This is a genomic window from Caulobacter sp. AVps18 (assembly GCF_058681425.1).
The window spans coordinates 673179-693909 of sequence record NZ_CM178737.1 but is presented as its reverse complement, the minus strand read 5'-3'; the positions used below and the strand labels follow the sequence as shown (position 1 = coordinate 693909).

Genomic DNA, 20731 nt, shown 5'->3' with positions numbered 1-20731 from the left:
ACCGTGACAAACCTGTCTTGGCCTTCGGCTATGCCGCTTCGCGAACCGAGCCGGCGAATCGCGCCGCCAGTAACGGTACGAGAGGCACCATTATGAAGTTCCCGACGGGCCTGCTGCTTTTCCTCCTGTTCTCCGCGCCCAGCGCGGCCCTGGCCCGGGAGATTGTCTCCGATGGTCCCGCCTTGGCGGCGGCCGGCGCCTACCCAGTCGGCGTGATCACCCAGACCCTGACGGAAAAGGACCAGCCGAACCTTGTGGCCAGCGATCTGGCGGCCGGTAAGCTGGTGCGCGGTGATCGCGTCCTGCCGCTGACCATCTGGTACCCCGCCACCCGCCCGACGGCCGGCACCGCCACCGTGCGCTACACCATGCCAGACAAGCCTGCGGCGGGCGAAGTCGCCGCCCAGGTCCCCTACAAGATCGGCGGGGCCTATCCTGACGCCAAGCCGGTGCGCGGCCAGGCCTTTCCGTTGGTGGTGATCTCGCACGGCTATCGCAACTGGGCGACCAGCTTCAGCGACCTGGCCGAGAACCTTGCCTCCAAGGGCTATGTCGTGGCTTCGATCGACCATCACGATCTTGAGCCGGTCACGCTGGCCGCGCCGCAGCTGTCGTTCGCCACGACGGTGATCACGCGCGTCGCCGACCAAAGGTTCGTCATCGAAGCCCTTACCAAGACCGCCGGAGAAGGGTCCCTGCGAAACGTCTATGATCCGGGCAACATCGCCTTGATCGGCTATTCCATGGGCGGCTTCGGAGCGCTGGCGACCATGGGCGCGGGGCTGGATCCGAACGGCCCGCTCGCCAAGGTCGCGCCTGGGGGCCTGCTCCAACCCTTCACCACCGACAATCGGGACTTCACCGCGAACACGCCCAAGGACGTCAAGGCGATGGTGGCTTTCGCGCCCTGGGGCGGCGCGCCGCCGCTGCGCGCCTGGACGGCCGACAGCCTGGCCAGGATCACGGTCCCAAGCCTGCTGATCGTTGGTGATCGTGACGACGTCAGTGGATACGCCGATGGCGTCGCCTGGCTGTACGGCGCCATGCGGGGCGCCGACCGCAATCTCCTCGTCTACGAGAACGCGCGGCACAATATCGCTCGCGACGGCACGCCGCCCAGCCTGATCAGCGACTATCAATCGGTCGTGCGCTTCGAAGAGCCGGTCTGGCGTCGCGATCGAATCCTGGCGATCAACCGCCACTTCATCACCGCCTTCCTCGACGCGCGTCTGAAGGGCGACAAGGCCCATGGAAGCTATCTGACGGTGCCGACGCCCAAGGCGGCGGACGGCGTCTGGCGCGTCGGCCAAGGCGCGCCCACAGAGGGCCTCTATGCCTCCCCGTCGGATCCGGCGAGCGCCGGCTACTGGCCGGGCTTTCAGAACCGTTGGGCGTTGGGCCTGCAATTGCGCCATGACACAGCCGAGCCGCCGCCGGGGCTGTGACAGCGGGCCACGGTCGCGCGGGCAGGGCGCCATAAGCGTTCCCGACTACGCCACGCGCACCACGTTCCTCCAACAATTTCGCCGCGAGTGCATAGGCGTTCTCGGGACCCAAACCTGAAGGGTCCCGCCACCGGGCGTCAGAGTGACGGCACCCTGCCTTGAACCGATCGGCTTTTGCCAACCGCCCATCCGGCCGCCCTCGCGACGAGACGCTTTCGTCAGTTTTCGACCGCGAGATCGGGGATGTATTGCGACGCAATCTTGTCGACAAAACTGTGGGGTGAAGCGCCCAGCAGGTTCGTCAGGACGATCACCGTAAGGTCATCCTTGGGGTAGATGAAGATGGCCGCGCGATTGCCGCCCGTGGGCGTGATCGCGGGGTGTTCCGCGCGGCGAATGACCGGCCAGCCCAGTCCATAGCCATTGATGGTCTTGTTGAAGCCGCGATAGCTTCCGTCGGGCAGTTGCTGCGGGGTCCAGAGCTGTTCGAGGCCTTTTTCGCTGACCAGTTGCCGCTTCTGCAGCGCGATAACCCATGCGGCCAGGTCTGTGGCCGTGGCCTGAACGCCTGCGGTGGGATGCATGTAGGCCGGCCAGACCTCCTGGCGCGCAAGCGGGGTCTCGCTGCGCTCGACGCCGACCGTCCTCATGTCCGTAATCTGCAGCGTCAGATAGGTGTAGAGCCGGGCCAGCTCGGGCACGGTATCGGCCGTGTTTCCAAAGCGGGCTTGCGCCATGCCCGCCGCGTTGAATTGCCCCTCGCCAACGACATCAACGAAGCGCTTGCCCGAGAGCTTCTCGATGATCTTGCCCATCAGGGCATAGCCCGTCTGGTTGTAGGCATACTGCGTGCCGGGCGCATATCTCAGGGGAAGGGTCTGGACCTTGGCCCAGGCGGCGTCGGGCTCGGCGCCGTCGATCAGCCGGGTATTGTCGTCGATGATCTCGGGCAGGCCTGATGTGTGCGTCAGGATCTGGCGGACCGTGATCGGTTTCCACGCCGGCGGAAGCTCGTGGAGATATTGCGTCACCGAGGCGTCGAGATCGAGTTTTCCGGCCTCGACAAGCTGCATCGCCGCGACGCCGGTGAAGGCCTTGCTGATCGAATTGATGCCGAAAACCGTGCGGTCCGTGACAGGCTTGGCGGTCTCGAGGTCGGACTGGCCGTAAGCGCCCTTGAAGATGATTTTGCCGTTTTTCACGATCGCCAGCTGGAGCCCGGGAATACGGCGAGCCGCCATCTCGCTTTGAACCAGGCGTTCAATTGCCGCGGTCTTGCTATCGGCGTCTGCGATCTGCGTCGTCTGGGCGTTTGCGCTATGGGCAAGGCCGCCCATGACCGCAATCAGGCCGATGGCGGCGGAAATTGTCTTCAGCATTCTTTTGTTTATCCAGAGCTTGGGAGGGAGTGGCCGCAAGTGCGGATCGGGCGCAACGGCGCGTTGACGGAGGGATGGGCTGGCCATGGCGTCGGTTGACCCGTTCGCTGCAGGTTCGTCAACGCAGGCTCGGTCAATGGCCTGCCTTGATCGGTGAACAGCCGTGTGTCCCGGCGAACTGGTGCCTCAAGGGAAGGGGCTGTCAGGTTTGAGTGCAACTGCGGCCACGCGGGATCGGCTCCCGATCTGGCGCTACTCAGGATAGGTGGTGCTCGGGTGACCCGAACATCTGACCTCATCACTACGAACGCGATGGCCACTGGTCCTGAGTGGACCTTCCAAACTTCGCCCAAGAGTCAAATCCGGCTCCCCTAATGTCCGCCCGCCGCTGCCACCGGCTTCTTCTTCGGGGCCCGCGCCAGCATCCCCCGGGCGATCTCGTCCTCGCCGATCAGGGCGTGACTGGCACCCATGCTTTTCAGCAGCACCACATCCGCGTCGGTATAGGCGCGGGCGATGATCTCGGCCTTGGGGTTGGCGGCCCTGGCCTGCTCGATGATCCGGGCGGCCTCGAAGGGGCTGGGCACGGCGACGAACAGGTGGGTGGCCCTGGCCAGGCCGGCCTTCAGCAGCACCTCAGACAGCACCGCATTGCCGTTGACCACCTCGAAGCCGGCGGCGCGCAGTTCGGCGGCGCGTTCGGGGTCGGCCTCGATCACCACCAGCGGCGTGCGGCCCTTCAGGCCCTCGGCCACCCGCTTGCCCACCCGGCCATAGCCGACCAGCAGGGCGTGGGGCTTGGTGGCGGCGACCAGCGGCGGCTCGCCGGCCGCTTCGCGCTCGTCGGCGATCATCCTGGGCAGGAAGCGGTCGAGGATCACGAACAGCAGCGGATTGAGCAGGATCGACAGGATGGCCCCGGCCAGGACCAGGTCGCGGCCCGCTTCCGGCAGCAGCTTCAGGCTCACGCCCAGGCCGGCCAGGATGAACGAGAACTCGCCGATCTGGGCCAGGCTGGCCGAGATGGTCAGGGCGGTGCTCATCGGCCTCCGGAAGGCCAGTACGATGATCAGGGCGGCGATCGACTTGCCCACCACGATGATCGCCAGGGTGGCCAGCACGGCCAGCGGCTCGCGCAGCAGCACCATCGGATCAAACAGCATGCCGATCGAGACGAAGAACAGCACCGCGAAGGCGTCGCGCAGGGGCAGGGTCTCGTTAGCGGCCTGCTGGCTCAGCTCGCTCTCGGCCATGATCATGCCGGCGAAGAAGGCTCCGAGCGCAAAGGAGACGCCAAACAGCGCCGCCGAGCCGAAGGCGACGCCCAGCGCCATGGCCAGTACGCCCAGCCGGAACAGTTCGCGCGAGCCGGTGTGGGCGACGCGGTGCAGTACCCAGGGGATCACGCGGCGGCCGACAATCAGCATGAAGGCGACGAAGGCCACGACCTTGCCGATGGTGATGGCGAAGGTGCCGGCGACGCCGCCGGGACCGGGGGCGGCAGCCTCTCCGCCCAGCATGCCTGACAGGGCCGGCAGCAAAACGAGGGCCAGCACCATCGCCAGGTCCTCGACGATCAGCCAGCCCACCGCGATCTTGCCGCGCCCGGTCTCGACCAGCCGCCGCTCCTGCAGGGCCCGCAGCAGCACCACGGTCGAGGCCACCGACAGGGCCAGGCCAAAGACGATCCCCGCCCCGACGGTCCAGCCCAGAGCCAGGGCCAGGCCCAGGCCCATCAGCGTGGCGGCGACGATCTGTACGATGGCGCCCGGGATGGCGATCCTGCGCACCGCCATCAGGTCTTTCAGCGAAAAGTGCAGCCCGACCCCGAACATCAGCAGGATCACGCCGATTTCGGCCAGCTGCGGCGCCAGCTCCTGATCGGCCACATAGCCAGGCGTGAACGGCCCCACCATCACGCCGGCCACCAGATAGCCGACCAGCACCGGCAGCTTCAGACGGTTGGCGAGGGCGCCGAAGACAAAGGCCAGCCCCAGGCCCGCGACGATGGTGACGATCAGCGAGGTATGGTGCAAACGCTCTCCTTGACGGTCGGTATTTTTGGCCGTAATCAACCAATATGGGTGATGTTGCCTAGGTTTTCCACATGCCCCACGCAAAAATTCTCCTGCCGGCCCAGTGTCGGGGCGCCCGCGGCCTGCTCAGCTGGTCGCAAGGCGAGCTCGCCGACCGGGCGGGTGTGTCGCGCAGTACGGTCAAGGACTTCGAAACCGAGCGTCATGCGTTGCACCATAGCACCGAACGTCTTCTGATCGAGGCGATCGAGGCGGGCGGTGTCGCGTTGATTGCAGCCGGCGACGCCGGAGCGGGCGTCAGGCTCAAGCAACCGGACTAGAGAGGAAGGGGAGGGCGCGTGCAGCACGAGGTTTCACCAGCGGACTACAAGGACTTGGTCCTGTTCCTGGCCACCGCGGGCGTCGTTGCGCCGATCTTCAAGCGCCTGAAGCTCAATCCCATTCTGGGCTTTCTGCTGGCCGGGGTGATCCTGGGGCCGTACGGCCTGGGCCGCTTGATCCCCATCGCGCCGTGGCTGGACTATGTGACCGTCGACAATCCCGACGAAATCGCCCAGCTGGCCGAGTTCGGCGTGGTGTTCCTGCTGTTCATGATCGGGCTTGAACTGTCGTGGGAACGGCTGCGCCTGATGCGCAAGCTGGTGTTTGGTCTGGGCGCGGCCCAGGTGATCGGCTGCTCGGTCGCCCTGGGCCTGGTGGCCATGGCCTTGGGTCAGCCGCCGGTCGCGGCCCTGGCCATCGGCGCGGCCCTGACCCTGTCGTCCACCGCGATCGCCGTGCCGGTGCTGGCCGAGCGACGGCGTCTGCATTCCGAAGGCGGCCGTGCGACCTTCTCGGTGTTGCTGTTCCAGGATCTGGCCGTCGCGCCGATCCTGATCACCCTGACCATACTGGGCCGGGGCGACGGATCGTTCGCCCTGAAGGATCTGGTCGCACTCGCGCCGGCCGCCCTGGGTTTGGGCGCGATCGTGCTGGTGGGGCGCCTGGCCCTGCGGCCCATGCTGAAGTCTGTCGCCAAGGCCAAGAGCGAAGAGATGTTCATGGCCGCCTGCCTGCTGGTGATCATCGGCGCGGGCATGGTCAGCGCCCTGTCGGGCCTGTCGATGGCCCTGGGGGCCTTCGTGGCCGGGGTGCTGCTGGCCGAGACCGAGTATCGCCATGAGGTCGAGGTCAAGATCGAGCCCTTCAAGGGGCTGCTGCTGAGCCTGTTCTTCGTGTCGCTGGGCATCCGGCTGGACCTGTCTCTGCTGGTGGCCAAGCCTGTTCTGATCCTGGGGGTCGCCCTGGGCCTGCTGGCGGTGAAGGCGGCGATGGTCTTTGGCCTGGGCCTGGCCATGCGCCTGGGCTCGCGGGCCTCGGCCGAGGCGGCCCTGATCCTGGCGGCGGGCGGCGAGTTTGCCTTCGTGATCCTGGACAACGCCATGGGGGCCGGCGTCGTCTCACGTCCGGTGGGGCAGGCGGTGCTGGTCTCGGCGACCCTGACCATGTTCCTGATCCCGGCCCTGGCGGCGCTGGGCGCGCGGCTCGGGCGCAAGACGGCGCTGGCCAAGACCGCTGAGGCGCCGGCCGATGAGCCTGATCGCGTCGGCCCCGAGCCCTCGGGCCAGGTGCTGGTGGTGGGCTATGGCCGGGTGGGCAAGCTGGTTTGCGACATGCTGAGCCGGCACGACCTGCCATGGATCGCCGTCGAGCGCGACGCCCGGCTGGTCGAGCAGGGCCGCCGCGACGGCAGCCGCATCTATTATGGCGACGCCTCGCGCCTGGAATTGCTGGAGCGCTGCGGTCTGGCCACCGCCCGGGCAGTGGTGGTGACCATGGACTCGCCCGAAGGTGTCGAGGCGGTGGTCGCCGCCGCACGCGGGGCCCGGCCCGATCTGGCCATCGTGGCCCGGGCGCGTGACGCCCGGCATGCGGCTCGCCTCTATGAATTGGGTGCCACCGACGCCGTGCCCGAGACCATCGAGGCCAGCCTGCAACTTTCAGAAGCTGTGCTGGTCGATATCGGTGTGCCGATGGGCCTGGTCATCGCCTCGATTCACGAGCGCCGCGATGAATATCGCAAGGTCCTGAATCGTCCTGACGCTTTGGGCGGCAAGCGTCGCCGCCTGCGAGACGCCACATTACGCTGAGCAGTGAGGCGCCTTGCCCCTGAAAGGGCAGCGGCGGGCTGGGAAGTCCATTCTTTTGACTTGACGGGCCTTGCGCGATACGGATTCACGTGCGAACCCATACCTGATGGCGCGCTCTGCGGAAAAATCAGCCGGTACGCTCGGAAGTTGATTCTTGGGGCGGTCTTGTTTAGCGTCCTGGACGAAATATCCAGGTCAGCGAAACCTGACGAGTGTGGCTTTGCTGACACTTTCCCGGGACGTTCGCCTTGGTATAACGATGCCCGGTCGTTTTCGGCCGGAGCAGGGCAATAGAGGGCTCTTGATATGAAATTCAAACTCCTGGCGGGAGTGGCTCTGGCTGCGGTTTGCACCGCGTCGGCCGTCTCCGCTCAAGAGACCGGCTGGTACGGCGCGGTCGATCTTGGCTACCACTTCCCGACCAGCGTCGGTTCAGAGTCCGACCTGAACGCGCCGGACGGCGCGCACTATCACTGGCAGTGGGCTTCGGACCGCGACTGGACCGGCTTCGTCCGTCTCGGCTATCAGTTCTCGCCCAACTGGCGCGCTGAACTTGAAGGCGGCTATCGCCCCGGCGATCTGACCTCGGTTCGCGGCAACGCCGTGCGCCAGCAACCCCGCGGTCTTTGCACCCCGGGCGTGACGCGCACCGCCGCCGCTCCGACCTGCGGCTCGCCGGACGGTTCGATCGATTCCTGGACCGTGATGGCCAACGTCCTGTACGACTTTGCGCCTGACGCCTGGCTGAACCCCTTCGTGGGTGCCGGTGTCGGCCTGAACCGTCTGGACATCAAGACTCTCGGCCAGTTCAGCGGCGTCGGTGCCATCACCCCGACCAATGTCGCGATCCAGAACCTGACCGTCGACGACAACGATCTGGCCGTGGCCTGGCAAGCGATCGCCGGTGCCTCGATCAAGGCGACCGACAAGCTGAAGCTCGACGTGACCTATCGTTACCTCGCGGGTGTCGATCACGGATGGCAAGCCCAGGGTTCGGGCGCTCTGCAAACCGGCGCGTTCGAAGGCCAATACAAGGATCAGTCGCTGACCGTGGGTCTGCGCTATTCCTTCGCGGCTCCCCCGCCCCCGCCGCCCCCGCCGCCGCCCCCGCCCCCGCCTCCTCCCCCGCCGCCCCCGCCGCCCCCGCCCCCGCCGCCTCCCCCGCCGCCTCCGCCGGCGTATGAGGCTCGCGAGTTCATCGTCTACTTCCCGTTCGACCAATCGGTCCTGACGCCGGAAGCCCAGTCGGTGGTTTCGGAAGCTGCGAACTACGCCAACGCCGGCAAGGCGACGAAGCTGGTGGTCGTCGGTCACACCGACACCTCGGGTTCGCCCAAGTACAATGCTCGCCTGTCCGAGCGTCGTGGTAAGGCCGTCGCCGACGCCCTGGTCGGTCTGGGCGTTGCCCAGGACGCCCTGGCTGTCGACTGGAAGGGCGAAAGCGCTCCTGCCGTCGCCACGGGCGATGGCGTCAAGGAACCGCTGAACCGCCGTTCCACGATCTCGATCAACTTCTAAAGATCGCGATCCACCAAGATCGGGAGAGGGCCTGGCGGCGACGCCGGGCCCTTTTCTTTTGCGCGCTGCGCAACACCCCGCGCCCTGCGCTGTCGATCGCTGGCGAGACCTCCCAGCGTCCGATTGCAGCCCCGGCAGCGGGCTTTGTGGTCAGCCTGTGGGCGGATGTCGAAGTCCGGGGGCGGATCACCGCAGCGGCCTTGTGGCGCTCTGTCGCAGGTGAAAAAAGTTCGGGGGAGCAACCCCTTGATCCTGCCTGTGAACTTGCTCCCGTTCACAGCTTGTTAACGAAAAACTCGCCTCCGGGGCGTTGACGAGTCATTAGCCACTGTGGCCCCATATGTGGGCTGAGGGGGCTCCTCGGCCACAAGATGTAGCGGCTGGGTGAGGTAGTTCCTTCTCCGGAACACGCTGATTGATTATGGATTTTGATCATGAACGGCAGTGAAGCGGCGAAGATTGCGACCTCGCAGACCCGCACCGGCGGGATGCGGACTTCAGAGCGTCCCCAGCTGTCGCTGGTGCGCAAGGTTCAGGTGGATCGCTCGCGCGACGCCCTGCTGACCGATTTTGGCAAGACCACCCTGGAAGACCGCTATCTGCTGCCCGGCGAGTCCTATCAGGACATGTTCGCCCGCGTGTCGACGGCCTTCGCCGACGACGCCGACCACGCCCAGCGCGTCTATGACTACATGAGCAAACTGTGGTTCATGCCCTCGACCCCGGTGCTCAGCAATGGCGGCGCCGAGCGCGGCCTGCCGATCAGCTGCTTCCTGAACTCGGTCTCCGACAGCCTGGACGGCATCCTGGGCGTCTGGAACGAGAACGTCTGGCTGGCGGCCAACGGCGGCGGCATCGGCACCTACTGGGGCGGCGTCCGGTCGATCGGCGAAAAGGTCAAGGGCCAGGGCCAGACCAGCGGCATCATCCCCTTCATCCGCGTGATGGACAGCCTGACCCTGGCGATTTCGCAGGGCTCGCTGCGCCGCGGCTCGGCGGCTGTCTATCTCGACATCCACCACCCGGAGATCGAAGAGTTCCTGGAAATCCGCAAGGCCTCGGGCGACTTCAACCGCAAGTCCCTGAACCTGCACCACGGCATCTCGATCAGCGACGAGTTCATGCACGCCGTCCGCGACGGCCTGAAGTTTGGCCTGCGCTCGCCCAAGACCAACGAAGTCCTGCGCGAGGTCGATGCCCGCGCCCTGTGGCAGAAGGTCCTGGAACTGCGCCTGCAGACCGGCGAGCCCTATCTGATCTTCTCCGACACCGTGAACCGCGCCATGCCCCAGCACCAGCGCGAGCTGGGTCTGACGGTGCGCCAGTCCAACCTGTGCAGCGAGATCATGCTGCACACCGGCGTCGACCATCTGGGCAATGACCGCACGGCCGTCTGCTGCCTGTCGTCGGTCAATGCCGAGACCTTCATGGAGTGGCGCGACGAGCCGATGTTCATTGAGGACATCATGCGCTTCCTCGATAACGTCCTGCAGGACTTCATCGACCGCGCGCCCGACGCCGCCGCCACCGCCGCCTATGCGGCCATGCGCGAGCGTTCGGTGGGTCTGGGCCTGATGGGCTTCCACAGCTTCCTGCAGAGCCAGAACGTGCCGTTCGAGAGCGCCCTGGCCAAAAGCTGGAACATGCGGATGTTCAAGCACCTGCGCCGCGAGGCCGACAAGGCTTCGATCACCATCGGCGAGGAAAAGGGCCCGTGCCCGGACGCCGCCGACAGGGGCTCGATGGAGCGCTTCTCGCACAAGCTGGCCATTGCGCCGACCGCGTCGATCTCGATCATCTGCGGCGGCACCAGCGCCGGCATCGAGCCGATCCCGGCCAACATCTATACGCACAAGACCCTGTCGGGCTCGTTCGCGGTCAAGAACCCCTATCTGGAGAAGCTGCTCGAGGAGAAGGGCCAGAACACCGACGCCGTCTGGGGTTCGATCCTGGAGAACGAGGGCTCGGTCCAGCATCTGGACTTCCTCAGCCAGGACGACAAGGACGTCTACAAGACCGCCTTCGAACTGGACCAGCGCTGGGTGGTTGAACTGGCCGCCGACCGCACCCCGGAAATCTGCCAGAGCCAGTCGGTCAACATCTTCCTGCCCGGCGATGTCGACAAGTGGGACCTGCACATGCTGCACTGGCAGGCCTGGGAGCGGGGCGTGAAGTCGCTCTACTACCTGCGCTCCAAGTCGGTGCAGCGGGCCTCCTATGCAGGCGCAGATGTTGCCGTGGCCTCGACCGGCGGCTTCGACCAGATGGTCAAGACCGACTACGAGGAATGCCTCGCCTGCCAATAGGGTGTCGCAATACTGCTCTAAGCATTCAGACGCCGGCGCGAACCTGTTCGCGCCGGCGTTTACGTGTTCGGAACCAAGTCGGCCCCACGTTGTTCACCATGCGGGGAAGGGTCGCGCTGGACAGGCGCGATTTACGAGATACGTTGGATTCGATTGGGATGGGGGTCCGCGATGCGGGTCGGTGGAATAAAGATTTCCGCGCTCTGCCTTACCGCCTTGGCGATCGCCTTGGCGCAAGCCTGCCCGACCGCTGCGCTCGCCGCGCAGAAGTCCGCCCTGAAATCCGTCAAGGCTTCGAAGGCCGCCAAGGCCCTCAAGTCCGCAGATAGGGTTAATCTGGCCGCTGACAAGGCCACGCCCATTGGATTTGATCTCGCCACGCCGACGCCCAAGGGAATCAATCTCAGCCGGACCGAAGCCACACCCTCCACGACGGGTTTCGCGCCGCGCGAAGTGGCCTCGCCGCAAGCCAGCGTCGAAGGCGACTTCGCCCTGTCGCCAGCCGCTGCGTTCGGCGACGCCCGTCTGCTCGAGGCCGACCGCTATTATGACGGTCGCGGCCCGGTGGCCTGGCGGTCCAACGCTTTCGTGGTCAAGCAGGGCGAAGGGACGGTGGACCTGGTTCGCGTGTCGATCGCCGGTGTGGCGCGCAACGCCGCCTTCGCGCCGCTGCGACTGGTGCGCCCTGACAGCGACATCTACGAGGCTCGCGACGTCGACGTCACCCTGACGCGCGGCTGGCCCTCGGCCGTCAAGCTGGCGGCCGGCAAGTTCGCCCTGGACTTTAGCCCCCATGCCGGTTTCGGCTTTGGTGACGCCGGTGGGTCTGCCGAGGCCGGGGCCACGGTGCGCCTGGGCAAGTCGGTCGAGGACCGGGTCAGCGACTCGCTGGGCCTGCGCGACGGCGGCGAGGCCTTCGGTGGTCGGGGACGCTGGTATGTGTTCGCCGCAGCCAGCGGCCGGGCTGTGGGCCTGAACATGCTGCGTGGCCAGGACGGCGACTGGAGCCGGGCCGGATTGACCTCTGACGTCAACAGCAAGCTGATCGGCGATGCGCAAGCCGGGGTGGCCTGGCGCAAGGGCCCGATGCAGGCCTCGGTCGGCTATATCCATCGTGAGATCAAGGCCAAGGACATCATCATGGGCCTGGCGACTCAGCAAGACTCGATGGTGGCCCTGTCCTTCAGCCTCAAGCCGCACTGGTAAGTGCGGCTATCGGTGCTTGAGTTTCGCGCCGCGATCATGCACTAGAGCATTTTCCGATAAGTGTGAAACGGTTATCGGATCGAAAAATGCTCTAACCTTTTGATTTAGAGCCCTTTTTTCCGACCCTGATGAAGCCATCAGGTCGGAAAGGGCTCTAGCGCCCCTTCTCCAACAGCCGTCTGCCGACATGAGCGATAGCGAGCCCCCGCGCCGCAAGATCCTGAGCCTCAAGAGCGGCGTCGCCGCCCCTGGAGGCCCACCGCCGCTGGAGCGCATCGCTCGCCCGGCGCGACACGTCATGCCCGAACCGCCGCCGCCGCCTCCGCCCGTCGTGGGGGACTGGAAGTGCAAACCGTGCGGTACCCGCTTTGACCCGGCGCCCGAGCTGGCGGATACCGATTTCGTGCGCTGCCCCTCGTGCAACGCCCGGCTGGGCCTGGCCTCGGACTTCCGCGCTGATCCGCCCAATGTCGAAAAACTGCGCGCCCGTCACCTGAAGAAGGCCTGAGGGCTTAGCCCTGCGGCTCTTCCAGATCCGGCGAGATCGAGGGCCGGGGCAGGGGGCGTTTGAAGAGGCCGCGCCAGCCCGTGGGCTCGGCGGAGGGGCTGGACCACAGGTGGTCGGTCTGGGCCAGGGCCTCGGCGGCGTCGAAGATCTCCTGCATCGTCGCGGTGTCGAACTTCAGCATGTTGAAATGGTCGAAGCTGGCCGGGATCGAGGCCACGCTGAAGGGCAGGTTGTGACGCGCGCAAAAGCCTGACGCCAGGCTCAGGGCCTGACGATACGAGAACCGCAGCATGGTCTCGAAACTGCGGCCCATGATCGAGGCCACGCCCGGCGGGGTCGAGCGGGTCGAGGGCTCCAGCACGGTGTTGACGATCACATAGACCCGGCCCCGGCGCAGGCGCTGGCCCAGGTTGCGCCAGTGCAGCACCGCGTCTGGCATCAGGAAGAGGGGCGCGGCCACGCCGCCGTCGACGTGCATTTCCTGATGACGGACCCCGTCGGCCTCGACCTCGAACATCTTGGGCGGGAAGAGGCCCGGCACGCTGGCCGAGGCCACCAGCACGTCGCGAAACAGCTTCACCGCCGCCTCGCCGCCTTTGCAGGCGATGGCGCCCATGTCCCAGATGGTGGCCTTCTGGCTATCGAGATTGGTGGTGGCGATCAGCAGGCGCCGCCCGCGGGCGTGTTCGCGGGCCACGGCATTGATGACGATCTCGTCGATGAACGGCGCGACCAGGGCGTCCAGGCCTTCCCCCTTGAAGAGGCCTGTCCCGAGGGCCCCGGCGAAGCTCTTCAGGCTCAGCAGTTCCGCCGCGTGGCCGCCGACATAGGCGTCCGCCAGGCGCGCGTCCCACGCCGGGCCCAGAAAGGCCAGCGGCGCGATCAGGGCCCCGGTGCTGACGCCGGTGACGATGGCGAATTCGGGTCGCTTGTCAGCCTTGGTCAGGCCGGTCAGCACGCCGGCCCCATAGGCCCCGCCGGCCGCCCCGCCCGACAGGGCCAGGATGTTGAACTCGTCGCGGCCCAGCAGTGAGCGGGTAGGGGCCAGCCGGTCGGCCACCGCGTTCAGCGCCTGATCAGCCTGGTCGACGGTCAGGCGTACGCCGGGAAAGCCCACAGCCTCGGCCATGATGTCAGCCGGCGGCGCGCTCAGACGCTTGCCGCGCAGAGGGTCGGGCATCTTGCGGTCGCGAAACAGCCCCTGAATGGAGATCTTGCTGTCGGGTGCCTTGCTCAAGGCCGGCTTAAGCTCGCGCGCCAGACAGGACCACGCCCACCAGAACGGCGGCGTAGTGCAGACCGGCTCCGCCGATCACATGACCGTGCCAGATGGCGCGGCGGAACTTCAGCCGGCGCATCAGATAGAAGACCGTGCCGGTGGAATAGACCAGGCCGCCGATCGCCAGCAGCAGCAGGGCCACCCACGACATGCCGTTGATCATCGGCTTGATGGCCACCAGAACCAGCCAGCCCAGGGCCAGGTACAGACCGACCCAGAAGCGCTTGTCCAGACCCGGCAGGAACAGCTTGGCCAGCACCCCGATGCCCGCCACCGTCCAGACTGCCGTGGTCATGCCGATGGCCCACCAGCCGTGCAGGTTCTGGGTGGTGAAGGGGGTATAGGACGCGGCGATCATGATGAAGATGCCCGCATGGTCGAACCGGCGCAGCAGGGGCTGCCAGCGGGCCTTGGCGAAGTTGTAGGCCGTCGACAGCGACAGCATCAGGATCAGGCCCACCGTATAGACCGAGACGGCTGCCACCTGGCCCAGCGAACCCAGGCCAAAGGCCAGACCCAGCAGGATCCCGCCGCCCAGCAGGGCGCAGGCCAGGCCGGTCAGATGCACGACGAGGTCGGCGCGCTTGGCACCCGGGGTCGGATAATGGGTCGGAATCTCGGTCATGGGCCCAGTCTAACCGCAGAGGATGACGTAAGAACGACGACAATCATGGCGCCGAAAAGGCAGGCGGTCGTCAGGAAATCAGACCGTGAACGCCGTCGAACACCAGCTTTGCGCCGACCGCGACCAAAAGGACATAGATCACCCGATAGAAGCCCTCGGCCGGAACCCGTCGCACCAGCCAGACCCCTGCCCAGGTCGAGGCGATGGCCAGCGGCAGCAGCACCCCGGCGGTGGCCAGAACCTGGGGCGTAAAGGCCCCCAGGGCCAGATAGGCGGGGGCCTTCATCCAGTTGACCACGGCGAAGAAGATGGCGCTGGTGCCGATGAAGGTGTCGCGCGGCAGGCGGCGGGGCAGCACATAGATCTGGAAGGGCGGACCGCCCGCATGGGCGATCTGGCTGGTGAAACCGGCGGCCAGGCCGCACAGAGCCCCCAGCCAGGGCCGACCCGCCGTGGTCTCGATCTGCTCGGCCGCCTTGACCGCGCGCTCGGCCCACAGGCGCTGGAGTGAAAAGACGATGGCGATCGCGCCCACCGCCAGTTCGACGGCGGCGGGCGAGACCAGGGCCGCCAGGGCCCATCCCAGGAAGATGCCGACGGCGGCGGCCGGCAGCATCAGCTTCAGCAGGCCCTTGTCCCAGCTTTTGCGGAACGCCCAGACGCTGACCACGTCCTGCACGATCAGGATCGGCAGCAGGATGGCGGCGGCCAGAACCGGCGAAATCGCCAGCGCCATCAGCGGCGTCGCCACCACCCCGATCCCCGCAAACCCGCCCTTGGCCAGGCCCAGCAGGATCACGGCCGGGATGGCGACGGCGTAGAAGAACGGATCGGTGAGCATGGGGTGGAGCCTTAGCAGGTCGGGTGTGGCTGAACCACAGGCCCCCTCCGAGGTGATCCTCCCCTTAGGGGGAGGTGGCCCGGAGGGCCGGAGGGGGCCAGCTCGGCCTTTGCCGGAAAGGCCCCCTCAGTCGCTTCGCGACAGCTCCCCCAGAGGGGGAGCATCTCTAGGCATCCAGCATCACCTCGGCGATCTGCACGGCGTTCAGGGCCGCGCCCTTGCGCAGGTTGTCGCCGGTGACGAACAGGGCCAGGCCGTGGGGCACGGTGGGGTCGGGGCGGATGCGGCCGACGAACACCGGGTCCTGGCCCGTCGCCGCCAGCGGGTTGGGCACGGCGTCCAGCACCACGCCCGGCGCGGCGGCCAGCAGGGCTGTAGCCTGCTCCACCGAGATCGGCCGCTCGAACTGCGCATTGATCGACAGGGCGTGGCCGGTGAAGACCGGTACCCGCACGCAGGTGCCGCTGACCGGCAGGCCGGGAATCTCGAGGATCTTGCGGCTCTCGTCGCGCAGCTTCAGCTCTTCCTCGGTATAGCCGTCCTCGCCCAGCACATAGTTCAGCGGCACGACGTTGAAGGCCAGGGGCACGGCCCACTTCTCGGGCGGGGGCAGGGCGACGGCGTCGGGCCGTGCGGCCAGACCCGCCAGGTCGCCGCCCAGGCCGGCGGCTAGCTGTCGGGCCAGAACCTCGATACCCTCCATGCCGCCGCCCGAGGCGGCCTGATAGGTGCTGACCGTCAGGCGCGTCAGGCCGGCCGCGTCGTGCAGGGGCTTCAGCGCCGGCATGGCGGCCATGGTGGTGCAGTTGGGATTGGCGACGATGCCCTTGGGGATGTGGTTCAGGGCATGCGGATTGACTTCCGACACCACCAGCGGCACGTCGGGATCACTGCGCCAGGCCGAGGAATTGTCGATCACGATGGCACCGGCTGCAGCGGCCTTGGGGGCCAGTTCGCGCGAGGTGTCGCCGCCGGCCGAGAAGAACACGATGTCGAGCCCCGCAAAATCGGCGGTGGCGGCGTCTTCCACCGTGATCTCGCCGTCACCGAACGCGATCTTCGTGCCGGCCGAGCGGGCCGAGGCGAACAGGCGCAGGGACGCCAGCGGGAAGTCCCGCTCGGCCAGCAGTTGCCGCATCATGCCGCCGACGAGACCGGTGGCGCCGACGACGCCGACATGCGGCGGATTGGACCTGGAAAACTTGAAGCTCACGGGGGTACGTCTCCTGGAAAGAGCGGAGGCGCGGGGGAGTTTCAGATCTCTTGGAAAGTGAGAGCCGCCCCGCGCATCGGCGGGGCTGAGTTCGGGATGCCGGCTAGACCGCGCACAGACCCGAAGACGCCCCACCGAAGCGGGTCGTTTTTGGGGTCATAATAGTGGTCGCGGCGATGTGCATCGGCGGGGTTTCTAGCGGGGTGGGGTGGCAAGGTAAAGCCTGCGCTAGAGAAACAGCGAGGCGGCGTTGCCGACGCTGTGCATCGCCATGGGCAGCAGCACGCTGCCGGTGCGCAGGCGGATCCAGACGGCGATGAACGACGGGCCGGCGGTCAGGGCCATTGTCAGGACGTCGAAGGAGACCTTGCCGTGCGACACTCCGAAGGCGTGGGCCAGGCCAAACAGGCCGCAGGACAGCACCGCGCCCCAGCCCCAGTCGACGCCCAGAAAGCGCGCTCGGCCCGTAAAGGCGCGGTCCAGCGCCAGCAGCAGGACACCGCGATAGAAGGCCTCTTCTTCCAGACTGGGCATCGTCAGCTGGAAGGCGATGGTCTCGGCGGACGCGGGTTCATTGGGAAGGGCCAGGGCCAGACCGACGAACAGCAGGCCATAGAGGCCGGCGACAATCAGCGGCCCCTTCAGGCCGGACTGGCGCAGGGTGAGGCCGCTGGCGCGCCAGCCGAAGACGGGTAGGGCGGCCACCGCCAGGGTGGCGACCAGGGCCGCGAGCTTGCCCTGCCAGTTCCAGTCGCCGGGGATCAGATCCGGAACCAGCCGATAGACGCGCGTCAGCAGGGCGTCATTGAGCAGGACCAGTCCCGCCGCCACGAGCAGCCATCGCAGCGAGACGCCCTGACGCTCACCCATCAGCGCGATCGCCCCGCCCGCCGCCAGAAGCAGAGCCACGATCGCGCTGATGCTCAAGATGCCGTCCATGAAATCGCCTCGCGTTCAGATCGAGGCTTGGCCTTAAGGCGGCCAAGGGGGCACCCGCTCCTCAGAAGACGACGGGGCGTTCCTCAGAAGCCTGCAAGGCGCGAAAGGCGCTGGGCGGGCGGCCCTCCACCGCCTGAAAGGCGCGGTTGAACGAGGCCAGCGAGGCAAAGCCGCTGTCCAGCGCGATGGCGATCAGCTTGTCGCCGGCCCGCGCCGGATCAGTCAGCAGCCGTCTGGCCTCGGCCACGCGGCAGGCGTTCAGGAAGGCGCGGAAGTGGTCGTGGCCCAGGCGGTGGTTGATCAGCCGGCGGACCGTCCGCTCGGGCGCGCCCATCCGGCGCACGAAGTCGGCGAAGGTGAGGTCGGGCTCAATGTGAACCTTCTCGACCTCGACCAGCACCCGCAGGCGCTCGGTCAGGCGCGCTTCCTCGCCCTGGGCGGGCAGGGCGGCGGGCGTCGGGGTGCTGGCCGGGGCGGACACCGGCAGCAGACGCAGCGCCAGCCAGGCGGCGAAGGCCAGCAGGGCGGCGTTCTGGGCGATGGTGAAGCCCTGCGGCCCCCAGTCCAGCCCCATGATCAGGTCGACCAGGAAGTCGGCGGCCAGCTGGCCCGCCAGGAGCGCAACGACCAGGACCCGCGCGCGCCGCCGCTCGTCGACCAGATCGCCCGCGCGGTCGCGGACCAGTCGCCAGGCGAGATAGCTGATCATCCAAAGGCCGAGGGCGATCAGCGCCCACGACAGGCCCCGGCTCTCCAGCGCCGGACCCAGCAGGCCGCGATCGGCGCTGGCGAGGGCCAGCCAGGCCAGACCCGCGGCCAGCACCCCGCCACGCGGCCGGAAGGTGGCATCAAAGCTCGCCAGGCAGAACCACCACAGAAAGACGGCGGCGTAGCCGGCGATCAGCGCGGCCGTCGCGCTCAGCGGCCCGGAGAGGCGGAGCGCCGGTTCGGGCGTGTTTCCGGCTAGGAACCCTCCCAGGCACAGGGCCATGGGCGCGAAATAGACGGCCAGCTGCCGCGTGCGTGGATCGCGGGCCAGCAGCGCCGCGAGCAACAGCAGCAGGGTGGCTCCCGCGACTCGCACGATCACGTCCAGCTGGCTGAGGTCCATGGGGCTCCGGTGGGGCGGTGGGCGGGTGAGAGGTTCTAGAGCGTTCGAGGCGGGCGTCTCAATGGCCGAGTGGGCTTGCTTCCTTCTCCCCTTGCGGGAGAGGGGATGGAGTTTGTCGAAGAACCGCCCGCGTCGGCGAGGCCGCGCCTTAGAACCTTGCTGGCGAGCCTGCTCTGGCGCCTGACCGTGTCAAGGACCGCCTCCGGCGGCCGCGTCGCGGCGACGCGGAGCCGTCGTCCTTGACACGGTCAGGCGCCAGAGCTCCGATCCACCAAGGATTTAAGGCGTGGCCGCATCCGGGGCGGATGGGCTGTGCTATTGGAGAGCGGCAGTCGGGGTTTCCACTGCCTCGATAGGCAAAGGTGCCGCCGGAGGAACCAGAATACCACGATCCGCTAGCCAGGCCGCCAAAGCTTCATCGGGAGGTCGGATGCCAAATTGCTGATCTGCACGAAAGCCCCCAAGGCGGCCCTCTCGAATTTGAATTGCCAATTCCTCAGCCGAGGTCGGGTAGGTCTTCAAGCAGTGGTCTATAGAGGCAGCCCAATCTTTGAATGCTCCGTTCTCCGCTTGGTCGGTATTGATGTAGCGCCAGAAGCCCCCTGGAAAATTAGCGGTATAAATCGAAAATGATGGCCAGGCGCCGCCTTTTCCAAAGCGGCTCACAAACTCATCGACACCCGTGAAACTTAAGCCAAGAAGGCCCGCCACGTTGACAGCGCCCCATTTCAAATAGGGCGTGAACACGAAGAAAGGGGTGATTTCGGAAAGTCCCCGATGAAACACGGGGGTCGTGTCCCGGGACGTGGTGTAGCTCGTTGGCGATAGCGTAGCCGCTCGCGACGCGCGCCTTCCCCATGGCGCCGTAGCGAGCGAGCGGCGTAGCGGTGGTCATCCACGATCTTCGGTAGGGTTGGGTTGCGAAGCTCAACCTGAACCAAGGACCGAAGATGACCGAAGACACAATCGCCCTTCGCGGGCTGATGGAGAAGAGCGGCGACAGCGATTTTCTACGCGAGATGATCGGGTTCGCCGCCCAACGCCTTATGGAGCTGGAGGTGGGCGGCCTGACTGGGGCTGCGCACGGCGAGAAGAGCCCCGAGCGGCTGGCGCAGCGCAACGGCTACCGCGATCGCGACTGGGAGACGCGGGCGGGCACGGTGGAACTGCGGATCCCAAAGCTTCGCAAGGGCTCCTACTTTCCGGGCTTCTTGGAGCCGCGGCGGCTGGCCGAGAAGGCACTGACCGCGGTGATCCAGGAGGCCTACATCCAGGGGATCTCGACCCGCTCGGTGGATGACCTGGTCAAGGCGATGGGCATGAGCGGCATCTCCAAGAGCCAGGTCTCGCGGCTCTGCGAGGAGATCGACGAGCGCGTCCAGGCCTTCCTGACCCGGCCGATCGAGGGCGACTGGCCCTACCTGTGGATCGACGCCACCTATGTGAAAGACCGCACCGCCGGGCGTATCGTGTCCAAGGCCGTCATCGTCGCCGTGGGCGTCAACGCCGATGGCCGGCGCGAGGTGCTGGGCCTGGCGGTGGGCCCTTCCGAGGCCGAGACGTTCTGGACGGACTTCCTCAGAAGCCTGGCCCGGCGCGGCCTGCGGGGCGTCAAGCTGGTGACCTCCGACGCCCACGAGGGTATCAAGGCGTCGGTCTCCAAAATCATGAACTGCACTTGGCAGCGTTGCCGCGTCCACTTCATGCGCAATGTCATGGCTCACGCCGGCAAGAGCGGTCGCGCCATGGTCTCGGCCTTCATCGGCACGGCCTTCGCCCAGGACGACGCCCAGGCCGCCAAGACCCAATGGCGCGGCGTCGCCGACCAACTGCGGCCCAAACTCCCCAAGCTGGCCGGCTTCCTCGACCAGGCCGAGACCGATGTCCTGGCCTACATGACCTTCCCCGCCGCCCACCGCACCAAGTTGCACTCCACAAACTCCCTGGAGCGGCTCAATGGCGAGATCAAACGCCGGACAGAGGTCGTAGGCATCTTCCCCAACGAGGCCGCCATCATCCGGCTCGTCGGCGCCATTCTGCTCGAGCAGAACGACGAATGGGCCGTCCAACGATGCCGCTACATGACCCTGGAAAGTGTCGCTCCCTTGAGCGATGATCCCATCGTCAGCCTGCCCATCATGGCGGCCTGACCAATCCGGCTCAGCCGGAGAGCGCGGTGATCACGCCGACGCAGTT

The 20731-nt window shown here is 66.8% G+C and carries 17 protein-coding genes; 8 read left to right on the top strand and 9 right to left on the bottom strand.

Translation table 11 applies throughout. From position 1 onward, the window contains the following. The first annotated feature begins 92 nt into the window (after positions 1–92). Complete coding sequence (locus ACW179_RS03205; protein WP_492062864.1) at positions 93–1445, top strand: alpha/beta hydrolase family protein; 1353 nt, start codon at positions 93–95, stop codon at positions 1443–1445. 218 nt (positions 1446–1663) lie between these two features. Here the strand turns inward: ACW179_RS03205 and ACW179_RS03200 are convergent, their stop codons facing one another. Together ACW179_RS03200 and ybaL are read right to left on the bottom strand one after the other, a co-directional pair. Then, the gene (locus tag ACW179_RS03200; RefSeq protein ID WP_492062863.1) at positions 1664–2911 is read right to left on the bottom strand and encodes a serine hydrolase domain-containing protein; all 1248 of its coding nucleotides are present in this window, start codon (positions 2909–2911) and stop codon (positions 1664–1666) included. A gap of 284 nt (positions 2912–3195) precedes the next feature. Next, entirely contained in the window at positions 3196–4860 is a 1665-nt protein-coding gene (ybaL, locus tag ACW179_RS03195) for a YbaL family putative K(+) efflux transporter (protein ID WP_492062862.1), read from the bottom strand. 71 nt (positions 4861–4931) lie between these two features. On the opposite strand from ybaL, the gene ACW179_RS03190 reads away from it, so the two are divergent. The 6 genes from ACW179_RS03190 (at position 4932) to ACW179_RS03165 (ending at position 12527) form a co-directional block, all read left to right on the top strand. Beyond that, complete coding sequence (locus tag ACW179_RS03190; protein WP_492062861.1) at positions 4932–5180, top strand: helix-turn-helix domain-containing protein; 249 nt, start codon at positions 4932–4934, stop codon at positions 5178–5180. 18 nt (positions 5181–5198) lie between these two features. Further along, positions 5199–6989, top strand: a complete 1791-nt coding sequence (locus ACW179_RS03185) for a cation:proton antiporter domain-containing protein (RefSeq protein WP_492062860.1) — start codon at positions 5199–5201, stop codon at positions 6987–6989. A gap of 306 nt (positions 6990–7295) precedes the next feature. Then, a complete protein-coding gene (locus ACW179_RS03180) occupies positions 7296–8507 on the top strand; it encodes an outer membrane beta-barrel protein (RefSeq protein ID WP_492062859.1) in 1212 nt (403 codons plus the stop codon). A gap of 428 nt (positions 8508–8935) precedes the next feature. Next, on the top strand, positions 8936–10813 hold the full coding sequence (locus ACW179_RS03175; protein WP_492062858.1) for a ribonucleoside-diphosphate reductase subunit alpha: 1878 nt from the start codon (positions 8936–8938) through the stop codon (positions 10811–10813). A gap of 228 nt (positions 10814–11041) precedes the next feature. Further along, the gene (locus ACW179_RS03170) at positions 11042–12019 is read left to right on the top strand and encodes a lipid A-modifier LpxR family protein (RefSeq protein WP_492062857.1); all 978 of its coding nucleotides are present in this window, start codon (positions 11042–11044) and stop codon (positions 12017–12019) included. A 187-nt stretch (positions 12020–12206) separates the two neighbouring features. Next, positions 12207–12527, top strand: a complete 321-nt coding sequence (locus tag ACW179_RS03165; protein ID WP_492062856.1) for a hypothetical protein — start codon at positions 12207–12209, stop codon at positions 12525–12527. A gap of 4 nt (positions 12528–12531) precedes the next feature. Here the strand turns inward: ACW179_RS03165 and ACW179_RS03160 are convergent, their stop codons facing one another. The 7 genes from ACW179_RS03160 to ACW179_RS03130 form a co-directional block, all read right to left on the bottom strand. Then, entirely contained in the window at positions 12532–13764 is a 1233-nt protein-coding gene (locus ACW179_RS03160) for a patatin-like phospholipase family protein (RefSeq protein ID WP_492062855.1), read from the bottom strand. A gap of 7 nt (positions 13765–13771) precedes the next feature. Further along, positions 13772–14431 (bottom strand): PAQR family membrane homeostasis protein TrhA, encoded by a 660-nt coding sequence (gene trhA / locus ACW179_RS03155; protein WP_492062854.1) that lies wholly within the window; start codon positions 14429–14431, stop codon positions 13772–13774. A gap of 70 nt (positions 14432–14501) precedes the next feature. Next, positions 14502–15272 (bottom strand): sulfite exporter TauE/SafE family protein, encoded by a 771-nt coding sequence (locus tag ACW179_RS03150; RefSeq protein WP_492062853.1) that lies wholly within the window; start codon positions 15270–15272, stop codon positions 14502–14504. A gap of 166 nt (positions 15273–15438) precedes the next feature. Then, the gene (locus ACW179_RS03145; RefSeq protein WP_492062852.1) at positions 15439–16485 is read right to left on the bottom strand and encodes an aspartate-semialdehyde dehydrogenase; all 1047 of its coding nucleotides are present in this window, start codon (positions 16483–16485) and stop codon (positions 15439–15441) included. A 228-nt stretch (positions 16486–16713) separates the two neighbouring features. Beyond that, positions 16714–17424: a CPBP family intramembrane glutamic endopeptidase, BDIM_20840 family gene (locus tag ACW179_RS03140; protein WP_492062851.1), complete on the bottom strand. Its 711-nt coding sequence runs from the start codon at positions 17422–17424 to the stop codon at positions 16714–16716. A gap of 61 nt (positions 17425–17485) precedes the next feature. Beyond that, entirely contained in the window at positions 17486–18535 is a 1050-nt protein-coding gene (locus tag ACW179_RS03135; RefSeq protein ID WP_492062850.1) for a helix-turn-helix domain-containing protein, read from the bottom strand. Between the two features lie 315 nt (positions 18536–18850). Beyond that, positions 18851–19321, bottom strand: coding sequence for a hypothetical protein (locus ACW179_RS03130; RefSeq protein ID WP_492062849.1), 471 nt, complete (start codon positions 19319–19321; stop codon positions 18851–18853). A gap of 164 nt (positions 19322–19485) precedes the next feature. Between ACW179_RS03130 and ACW179_RS03125 the strand changes: the two genes are divergently transcribed. Next, positions 19486–20685: an IS256 family transposase gene (locus ACW179_RS03125; RefSeq protein ID WP_492059584.1), complete on the top strand. Its 1200-nt coding sequence runs from the start codon at positions 19486–19488 to the stop codon at positions 20683–20685. The last annotated feature ends 46 nt before the right edge of the window (positions 20686–20731 follow it).